An 8843-nucleotide genomic window follows, 5' to 3' on the forward strand; every position below is an offset into this window, starting at 1 on the left:
TCTATGATTTCCTGATGCCTCGGGCAGTCCCAGTAATTCAAGTCAGGAGTTACTGCTATTCCACAAATTCCTGCCATGCATTCCGTTTCTACACATTTCACGTGCATTTTAACATATTTGCTCACGTATTCTTTTGCTTTTAACGCTGCTTATACCGGAGTTAGCGTTTGAACTGCCTATTGTTATTGTTATTGTTATCGTTTCGTCGTTCATTCCGGACTCGTCCAGGTAAACACGCTGAAGGGATACAGGCGATACATATATGTGGCGGTCTTCGTCCTCGCAGCGATTTTTACAACGCCAGATGTGGTGAGTTTACTCATTGTCGCTTTCCCCTTGATTATTTGCTATGTGTAGGTATAATCATCGCATCTCTATCTCGGCAGCACCACGACATAAGAAATACAGTGCAGCATATTCGGGTAATGTGGCGATTTCTCCTCCCTCCAGCTCGTATCGCTCGCCTTTCAATTTGACGCTTGAGTTCCGTGTAGCCTTGACCTTAACATCCGGGTTGCCAAAGATTACCGCGTCTTCTAGTGGTTCAAAGTCTGGGATTGCATCTACTCGCAGTGGTTTTACTTCCAGACTCGACTTGCCATGTAGCGAAGTAGGCAATCGAATAAGCCGTTTTATATCCGAGGTGACGGGTTCATCAGGTCTGTCTGCGGACTCAACACGAACTGTTCCTGTCACCAATCTCACAATACCTTTCCATATAGCAGGAAGCCTGGAGAATCGGGGTATTTGTCCGCTTTCTATCCGATTCATCACGGTTTGATCCTTTGCTATCCTGAGAACCTCTTTTATCTGTCTCCTATCCAGACTACTACCACTACCAGTGGTATTTCTTATCTTTCTAATAGCTTCCTCTTCCTCTAACCCCGCGAGCTCATGCATGAATTCAACCAAACCATCGAGTAGCCGTTTACCCCAGCCTTCCGCTATCAACTTCAGGTCTCCGTCTCCGGTTGCTCTCAGGAAAGTATCCATCTCGAGCCCGGTTGCAGTGATGTAATCTATGATCTCTCTTCTCTCTCGGCTACCAAGCTGACGCACCGCATCATTAGTTATATGTATGTGATAGCCTCTTGACCCTGAGAATACCACTTCCAGGTCCTCTTCATGGAATCCGAAATCATCGAGCAGGAAGTCAATCAGTTTCAATGTCTCACGTTTCACCAGTGCCAGCAGGTCTTCATAGGAACACCTCGCCAGTTCCGCTTCGGTCACCACATGGTCAGCATCGAGGTCAAAGATGAGGTCGGCACCGAGCCACTCTTTCTTGCCCATGGTGGCAGCGGGAAATTTATAGATGGCTGCGGAATGGAAAGCATGTGCGGGTGCATTATCCCGAATATAACTCTGGAGCTCTGTACCGGAGTTAAAGGCTTTATGCCTTCGCATCACTGTCTTTGAACTATAATACCGATCGAAGAATATGAAGCCCCATTCCCGCATCCACAGGTCTGACGGTAGTTTTAGCCTCGTACGCTTATAATACTGCTTGAATTTCGCATGCACAAATCGCATCGTCTGCTCGTTCATTACCCATAATTCATTGATTAATTCATGATTGATAAGTATAGTAATATAATGGATAGGAGTAAATTTATAGTAGTGATATAAGACTAAGATAGGAAGTGGGCCGGTAGCTCAGAAAGGTAGAGCAGTAGGCTCTTAACCTACCAGTCGGGGGTTCAAATCCCTCCCGGCCCGTGTTCATTAATGATGATACCATGAGTGGTTATTACGATGTAATTATAGTAGGAGCGGGTCCTGCGGGGCTCTTCGCCGCGAACGAATTGAAGGGCGAGCGAGTACTGGTGATAGATAAGGGCAGGGATGTAGAAGAGCGGCACTGTGTGATGGTGGAGACCGGAAATTGCATTCGATGTAAGGATTGCAACATAATGTGCGGTGTGGGCGGTGCGGGCACATTCTCCGATGGCACCTTAAACCTGAGACCAGATATAGGTGGCGAGCTTACTGAATTGTGCGATACAGATACAGCATGGCAGCTTGTGAACGAAGTGGACCGTATTTTTCTTACTCATGGCATGCCAAACGAGCTCTATAAGGGCACAGACGATGATGTAGAGCGGTTGGAGAGACGTGCAGCTTCTGTTGGTGCATCATTCATAGCGATAAATCAGCGCCACATAGGCTCAGACAGGACGAAAGGAGTGATAAAATCATTTGAAGACGACCTCAAGGCGCATGGCATTGAATTCCTGCTCAACACCACAGTTACAGATATTATCGTAGAGAATAATAAATGTGTGGGTGTGAAGACAGAAGAGGGTACTGAGATAAGAGGCAGGTGTGTTATCTTGGCGCCGGGACGTGTAGGTGCTTCCTGGGTTGAAGAGATGATCAAGAAGCATGGCATGGATGCTGAGTATGCAGGAATAGATGTGGGCGTGCGAGTGGAGGTGCCAGCAATAACGATGAACCCGGTGACGAAGATAAACAGGGACCCGAAGTTCCATATAAGAACAAAGCGTTACGACGATTTCGCACGGACATTCTGTACAAATGAGCGAGGTTTTGTGGTTAAAGAAGTGTATGACGATTTCATAGGTGTGAATGGTCATTCTCTAAGAGAAAAGAAGTCGGAGAATACAAACTTCGCATTCTTAGTGAAGGTGGAACTGACAGAGCCGGTAGAGAATACCACCAGATATGGACGTTCAATAGCGAAGCTGGCAACCACGATAGGTGGTGGTAAGCCGATAATACAGAGGATGGGCGATCTGAGGAGGGGCAGGAGATCGACCTGGGAGCGTATAAATCGCAACCTCGTGAAGAACACATTAAAGGACGTCACGCCCGGTGATATCTCAATGGCACTGCCGCACCGAATCACGATGGATATAATAGAGGGTTTGGAGAAGCTGGATGAGATCATTCCTGGTGTTGCCGCTGATTCTACACTGCTCTATGCGCCCGAGATAAAGTTCTATGCAATGCGTATGAAGGTGGACAAGAATATGGAGACTTCGGTGAGCAATCTCTTTGCCGCAGGTGATGGCGCGGGGTTATCGCGTGACATTGTCAACGCCGCTGCTACTGGCATACTCGCAGCACGCGGAATACAGAATAAGTTATAATTTGAAAGTTGAAGTTGAGAGATGGTGGAGGGCGAAGGGGAGCGGGAGCAGGAACGGAAGCGGAAGCGTGTGACGGGACTGATAGATAGTTACGGCAGGGAGATAAGGAGCTTGAGGTTCTCCATTATGAACCGATGCAACCTGAATTGTATTTACTGCCATGCGGAGGGCGAGGAGTACAGTGGTGGGGAGCCCCTGAGTGCTGAACTCATTATAGCAATAGCGAGGGTGGCATCTCGTTATTATAACATCAGGCGCGTGAAATTCTCAGGTGGGGAGCCCCTGTTGCGAGACGACCTCCCTGCAATTATACAGGCTATAAGGGTTTTTATGGATGACATCTCGCTGACCACCAACGGTACTTTATTGAGCAGTAAAGCAGCGGAACTCGCTGATTCTGGTCTCGACCGCGTGAATATCAGCCTTGATTCGCTCAGAGAGGAAAGGTATGATGCCATCACACGCACGAGAAACAATCTCAGCAGGGTGATAGATGGCATTTACACTGCTATTGATGCGGGTCTTACTCCCATCAAGTTGAACATGGTGCTGCTGAAAGGTGTGAATGACAATGAGATAGAGGATATGATAGAGTTTGTGCGGAAGTGCAATGAGAGAGGTAGGGATAGAGGTAGAGGAGATAGAGGTGTTGGGAGTAGAGAAGTGGTAATTCTGCAATTGATAGAGTTGATACCCTCTTTCAATTCTGCGATAGATATTTACAGACCTGACTTTGATAAACTTGAGGCTGAACTGAGAGCGAAGGCATCGGCAGTGAAGACGAGGCGGCTGCAGCGCAGGCAGAAATATATCGTGGATGGTGTGGAGGTTGAAGTTGTACATCCAATGGACAATACGGAATTCTGTGCGAATTGTACACGGCTGAGGATAACTTCAGAAGGAATGATAAAGCCCTGCCTGCTTAGAAACGACAATCTCGTACCCATTGAGCGAGTGGATGACGAGCATATAATAAGCAGATTGAAAATGGCAATGAGATACAGGGAGCCCTTTTTCAGGAGAAAAAAATATAAAGGATATGAAATAAGAGAATAAGTAGAAGAGCAATGGGTACACCAACGACTGCAGCATTGATAAAGGAAGCATTGGGGATAGAGAAGGCGAAGACAGACTCATCAACCGATTATGCAGGAGAGATATCCATCGAGCGTATAAAAGAGATAGCGAATAAGAAGCGTGGGGAGATGTTAGCAAAGACATTGAAGAGCGCTGTCAAAGAGGTGATAGGCACCTGTGTCTCAATGCGAGTGAAGGTGGAGGGTAAGGATGCGAAGGAGATAATGAGGGATATAGAAGCAGGCAAATATGACGGGGTGATAGAAAAGTAAGATGGAACCAGAAGAGATAATGGAGGCAGTGGAGAAGGCACTTAACTCGAAGAAGAGGGGTTTCGTTGAGAGTGTAGACCTGTGCATAAATTTGAAGAATGTGGATTTGAAGCAGCCGAAGAACAGATTAAACTTCGATATTACCTTACCGAATAGTTTCCGGGAGCCGAAGATAGGAGTCTTTGCATCGGGTGAGATAGCATTAAAGGCAAGAGAAGCTGGTGCGGAGGTGATAGACCCCGCGGAACTGAAGCGAATGGATAAGAAGAAAGCGAGAATGCTGGTAAACAAGTATGATGTCTTTGCTGCTGATGCATCCCTGATGGCTCAGATAGGGAGGAGTCTTGGAACCATTCTTGGACCGAGAGGCAAGATGCCCACTCCGATACCACCAGGAGTTGAGCCAACGCAGATACTGATGAGATTGCGACGAACCGTGAATATAAAGTCAAAGACCGCTACCTTCTGGGTGAATATAGGGCGTAAGGGCATGGACGCAAGAGCTATTGCAGAGAACGCAGCGGCAGTGATAAAAGCGGTTGAATCACATCTTGAACGTGGCTGGCAGAACATCGCGTCCATTTACATGAAGACGACGATGGGGCACGCAGTGAGGGTGGTGTGAGTGTGAGATGAAGAAGCGATTAAAGATAAAGAGGGGAAAGGCATGGAGGAAGGAGCAGATAGCACTTATAGCAGACCTTATCAAGTCGTATAAGACAGTGGGTATAGCGAAGGTAAGGGGAATAAGAGCCAGTCAGCTCCAGCGGCTGAGGCGAGAATTGCGTGATAATGCTCGATTACGAGTTTCCAAGAATAGTTTGATTGCCATCTCATTCAAGGATAGCGGTATTGATGAGATGACTGATTACATAGAGGATCAGATGGCATTGATATTCACGAATCTTGGAGCTTTTGAGCTGTACCGACTGACAGAAGCGAGTAAGATACCGGCGCCTATAAAAGCAGGCACAATTGCCCCAGAGGATATAGTGATTGAGGCGGGACCCACTGCGCTCAAGCCGGGACCGGTGGTCGGGGAATTACAGAACCTTGGCATTCCTGCGGGTATAGCAGGAGGGAAGGTAGAGATAAAGAAGAGGACAGTGGTAGTGAAAGAGGGTGAGCGGGTAACACCAGAGATAGCAGAGATATTAGCCAAGCTTGGGATCTACCCTGTGAAGGAGGGACTTGATCTGGCTGCGGTCTATGAGCGTGAGTCGGGTGTGCTCTTCAAGCCAGAGGTACTCTGCATAGAACCTTCTGAATATATATCAGAGCTATGTGAAGCGGCAAAGAGGGCTCTATCGCTCGCCACACACCTGAAGTATGTGTATCCCACCAGCTTCACTATAGGCGAGTTATTGAGAGAAGCAAGTATAAAATCACAGGCTCTTGCATATCATATCGCGTATCCGACACCACAAACGATAAAACCGTTACTCCAGAAGGCACATGCAGAGGCGATGAATCTCGGTTTGAACGCCTGTATATACAACAAAGAGACAATTCCCTACCTGCTAACAAAGGCACAGGCGGAGGCAGAAGCGGTGGCAGGGCGTATGGGCACGGGCAGTAGATAGGAAGTTTTATATACCATCTTCTTCTATAGGAGTAAGAGCATGTAGGATGGTGGAGTGTGTGAGGGGGGGGTGAGTGATGAAGGTAATCAAAGAAGATGATGGTTCTTGCGGCTATTCCGTGCTACAATGAAGAGTTTGCCATTGGGAGCGTGGTTCTGAAGACGAGGAGACGGGTAGATGAAGTATTGGTGATTGATGATGGTTCAACAGATGCAACCGCGGAGATAGCGCGTGACGCGGGTGCGAAGGTTATTTCTCACACGAGGAACAGGGGTAAAGGAGCAGCAATCAAGTCTGCTCTGGAATATGTTGCAGGTAATGGCAGGTTTGATATTCTTGTATTGCTCGATGGGGATGCACAGCATGATCCCGCTCAGATACCTCTGCTGATTGGGCCGCTTCGAGACGGCACTGCAGATATGGTCATCGGATTCAGGAACCCTGCACAAATGCCTTTTTACCGCAGAATTGGCAGGCGAGTGCTTGATTATACAACTGCGCTTCGTGGTATGACTACAGACTCGCAGTCGGGCTTCAGAGCTTTGAATCGCCGCGCTTTCGCTGCTTTAAAAAGAGAGAATCTGCGTGGTAATGGTTTTTCAATAGAATCAGAAATGCTTCTGGCAGCGAAAGCACTGGGGCTCAGAATAAAGGAGGTCCCGATTAAATGCAATTATAGGAACGGTGAGAAACCTACGAAGAACCCGGTAGTGCATGGTGTGGGTGTACTAAGCACACTCGTAAAGTTGATAGTGGAGGAGAGACCATTGATATTTATGGGAATACCAGGATTGGCGTTGACAATCGCGGGTTTATTCTTCGGTTTGAAGCTCCTGCAACTGTACAACCACTTAGGATACTTCTCTATACCTTTCACTTTACTTGCAGGCTTTTTCATCATTTTGGGCGTGTTCAGCATATTTATGGGACTGATACTGAATGTAGTATCGAGATTATTGAAGCAAGAGGGGAAAACTTTACAATAATATTGACTGAAATTGTCTATATATACCCCCTATTTCCTCTTTATAATGGGGATGGAAAAAGAGGCGATGGGTGAATATACAAAGACGGAGTCAATAGGGAAAGGTTCTTTATCCTGGAATAGACCAAAAGAATCAAGGCTGAATTGGAATCTCTTTGACCAGGTGTTAGAATTGCTTAAAGACTCGCAATGGCATTCGTTAAATGAGATTGAGGAGAAGATATCATTACCAAAGGAGGAGTTCGCACCCGTCCTCAAACTATTCGTTGAGCTCGGTTTCATATCGCGTATGGACGAAGGTAGTAAAGTTCGAATAAAACCCTTAGGTGTAGAATTTTTGGAACTACCTCATGAATAATGAATAAATAATAAGGGATAAGTGTGATCACCGAAGCATCCGCTCTATCTCCAGCAATTTCTGCATTATCTCCTTGCCTTTATCTGTGAGTCTGTATTCAGAGCTAACACCCCCTGAGTCAACTTCTTCTATAAAACCATGCTCCAATAAGAAATCGAAATATTTCTTGAAGTTGCGCCAATCCAGATATGCATTCTGCATGATACGCGTCTTCTTTGCTGCCCCTCCCTCCTCATGTATCCCCCTCAATGTATCCAATATAATCTCCCATCTACTCCTCGCTTTTATTCCCATCGGCACCTACCTTCTCTTTCGAGATGCTGTCTCCCCTTGTAAAAGGTACATGTTATTGTTAGGTGTGGGAGATATATAATATTGATATTTAAAAATTTTGCTATTCTATTCGTTCATCAAATGTATTCCACCACAGCTTGACTTGGCTTGACGATCGCTTCTTTCTTAAATCTCAACAATCTCGTAATCCAGCTCGCCCAAGCCCAGTCTATGTGCTTCACGCACCTGGATGGTGGGGTCGCCATCGAACTTCTCTGTCTTTATCATCTCTATCGTCGCCATGTCCACTGCTACTATATCCCTGGATGCCAGAACACCTATATCCGGGCATAAGTACTCGGGTGCGAATTCAGCGCAGTCGCAGAAGGGGGTAATATCAATCAGGAAATTGATGTAGAGCAAATTTGTATAGGGTAGAGCATGGAGAACAATACTGGCGACTTCAGCGAGTCGTTTCTGTAAGTTCGGTGACATATCTGGCGGTGAACTCAGTGCATGGGATTCGCATACTGCGATACAGGCACCGCAACCCACACACGCATCAAAGTTGATGAGGTGTGCTTCACTTATCGCATGATGCTTACATACCTCGCGGCACTTATCACAGTCAGTGCATAAATCACGGTTTAAAACCGGTCTCGTTACCTCATGCTGATATTTCTTCGTCTTCTTCGTCACACAGCCCATGGCTACATTTTTTAGCGCACCGCCGAAGGAAGAGGCACAGTGACCGGTGGCATGTGAGATAACAAGCATCGAATCTGACTCGTATATGCTCTTTGCTATCTCCACATGCTCGCTCACCGGCACACCGTCGTCTTTCAGTCCATCTGCGATGAGCACAGGGCAGCCGAGTGAAGAAGGCAGGAAACCATGAGCGAATGCGGTCTCGTAATAGTCCATAGCGGTATACCGCTTCTCTTTATAAATGGTGGTAGTATCGGTGATGAAAGGTCTTCCTCCATGCTTCTTCACCGCTTCCACTATTGGCTTTATGAACACGGGCTTCACGAAAGTCCTGTTGTTACGTTCACCCATGTGCATCTTCAGTGCCACAACCCCGGTTAAATCACCAACACCTGCATGTTCGAGCAGTGCATGGAGTTTCTCTTCCTTCACATCCTTTATAAAGAAGACTTCGCTGCTCATTGTTGTTCTTGT

Annotated in this window: 10 protein-coding genes, 1 tRNA gene and 1 pseudogene; 9 read left to right on the forward strand and 3 right to left on the reverse strand. The window is 46.7% G+C overall.

Features of this window, described 5'->3' with window-relative positions:
• Nucleotides 1-201: 201 nt before the first annotated feature.
• Nucleotides 202-357, forward strand: a pseudogene (locus tag J7J01_06535) (twin-arginine translocase subunit TatC).
• A 6-nt stretch (nucleotides 358-363) separates the two neighbouring features.
• Here the strand turns inward: J7J01_06535 and priS are convergent.
• A complete protein-coding gene (gene priS, locus J7J01_06540; GenBank protein MCD6210530.1) occupies nucleotides 364-1548 on the reverse strand; it encodes a DNA primase catalytic subunit PriS in 1185 nt (394 codons plus the stop codon).
• A 97-nt stretch (nucleotides 1549-1645) separates the two neighbouring features.
• Here priS and J7J01_06545 point away from each other — a divergent pair.
• From J7J01_06545 to J7J01_06580, 8 genes are all read left to right on the forward strand, one after another.
• A tRNA-Lys gene (locus J7J01_06545) sits at nucleotides 1646-1719 on the forward strand.
• A 20-nt stretch (nucleotides 1720-1739) separates the two neighbouring features.
• Nucleotides 1740-3113 carry an NAD(P)/FAD-dependent oxidoreductase gene (locus tag J7J01_06550; protein ID MCD6210531.1) on the forward strand — a complete coding sequence of 458 codons (1374 nt, stop codon included), beginning with the start codon at nucleotides 1740-1742 and terminating at the stop codon, nucleotides 3111-3113.
• 21 nt (nucleotides 3114-3134) lie between these two features.
• Nucleotides 3135-4169 carry a GTP 3',8-cyclase MoaA gene (moaA, locus tag J7J01_06555; protein MCD6210532.1) on the forward strand — a complete coding sequence of 345 codons (1035 nt, stop codon included), beginning with the start codon at nucleotides 3135-3137 and terminating at the stop codon, nucleotides 4167-4169.
• A gap of 11 nt (nucleotides 4170-4180) precedes the next feature.
• Nucleotides 4181-4462, forward strand: coding sequence for a hypothetical protein (locus J7J01_06560; GenBank protein MCD6210533.1), 282 nt, complete (start codon nucleotides 4181-4183; stop codon nucleotides 4460-4462).
• Between the two features lies 1 nt (nucleotide 4463).
• Nucleotides 4464-5087: a 50S ribosomal protein L1 gene (locus J7J01_06565; protein ID MCD6210534.1), complete on the forward strand. Its 624-nt coding sequence runs from the start codon at nucleotides 4464-4466 to the stop codon at nucleotides 5085-5087.
• Between the two features lie 7 nt (nucleotides 5088-5094).
• The gene (locus J7J01_06570; GenBank protein MCD6210535.1) at nucleotides 5095-6045 is read left to right on the forward strand and encodes a 50S ribosomal protein L10; all 951 of its coding nucleotides are present in this window, start codon (nucleotides 5095-5097) and stop codon (nucleotides 6043-6045) included.
• Nucleotides 6046-6140: 95 nt separating this feature from the next.
• The gene (locus tag J7J01_06575) at nucleotides 6141-7031 is read left to right on the forward strand and encodes a glycosyltransferase (GenBank protein ID MCD6210536.1); all 891 of its coding nucleotides are present in this window, start codon (nucleotides 6141-6143) and stop codon (nucleotides 7029-7031) included.
• A gap of 51 nt (nucleotides 7032-7082) precedes the next feature.
• Nucleotides 7083-7388, forward strand: coding sequence for a hypothetical protein (locus J7J01_06580; protein MCD6210537.1), 306 nt, complete (start codon nucleotides 7083-7085; stop codon nucleotides 7386-7388).
• Nucleotides 7389-7415: 27 nt separating this feature from the next.
• On the opposite strand, the gene J7J01_06585 is transcribed toward J7J01_06580, so the two are convergent.
• Together J7J01_06585 and J7J01_06590 are read right to left on the reverse strand one after the other, a co-directional pair.
• Nucleotides 7416-7688 carry a hypothetical protein gene (locus tag J7J01_06585; GenBank protein MCD6210538.1) on the reverse strand — a complete coding sequence of 91 codons (273 nt, stop codon included), beginning with the start codon at nucleotides 7686-7688 and terminating at the stop codon, nucleotides 7416-7418.
• Between the two features lie 159 nt (nucleotides 7689-7847).
• Nucleotides 7848-8843: DUF362 domain-containing protein (locus J7J01_06590; protein ID MCD6210539.1), on the reverse strand; the 996-nt coding region annotated here is incomplete at its 5' end.

The sequence above is a fragment of the Methanophagales archaeon genome (assembly GCA_021159465.1).
GTDB lineage: Archaea > Halobacteriota > Syntropharchaeia > Alkanophagales > Methanospirareceae > G60ANME1.

What these genes read in the sequence shown, in the direction of transcription:
- moaA (MCD6210532.1), top strand. Translation starts at nt 3,135, where the DNA reads ATGGTGGAGGGCGAAGGGGAGCGGGAGCAGGAACGGAAGCGGAAGCGT.
- J7J01_06565 (MCD6210534.1), top strand. Translation starts at nt 4,464, where the DNA reads ATGGAACCAGAAGAGATAATGGAGGCAGTGGAGAAGGCACTTAACTCG.
- J7J01_06570 (MCD6210535.1), top strand. Translation starts at nt 5,095, where the DNA reads ATGAAGAAGCGATTAAAGATAAAGAGGGGAAAGGCATGGAGGAAGGAG.
- J7J01_06550 (MCD6210531.1), top strand. Translation starts at nt 1,740, where the DNA reads ATGAGTGGTTATTACGATGTAATTATAGTAGGAGCGGGTCCTGCGGGG.
- J7J01_06580 (MCD6210537.1), top strand. Translation starts at nt 7,083, where the DNA reads ATGGAAAAAGAGGCGATGGGTGAATATACAAAGACGGAGTCAATAGGG.
- priS (MCD6210530.1), bottom strand. Translation starts at nt 1,548, where the DNA reads ATGAACGAGCAGACGATGCGATTTGTGCATGCGAAATTCAAGCAGTAT.
- J7J01_06575 (MCD6210536.1), top strand. Translation starts at nt 6,141, where the DNA reads ATGATGGTTCTTGCGGCTATTCCGTGCTACAATGAAGAGTTTGCCATT.
- J7J01_06560 (MCD6210533.1), top strand. Translation starts at nt 4,181, where the DNA reads ATGGGTACACCAACGACTGCAGCATTGATAAAGGAAGCATTGGGGATA.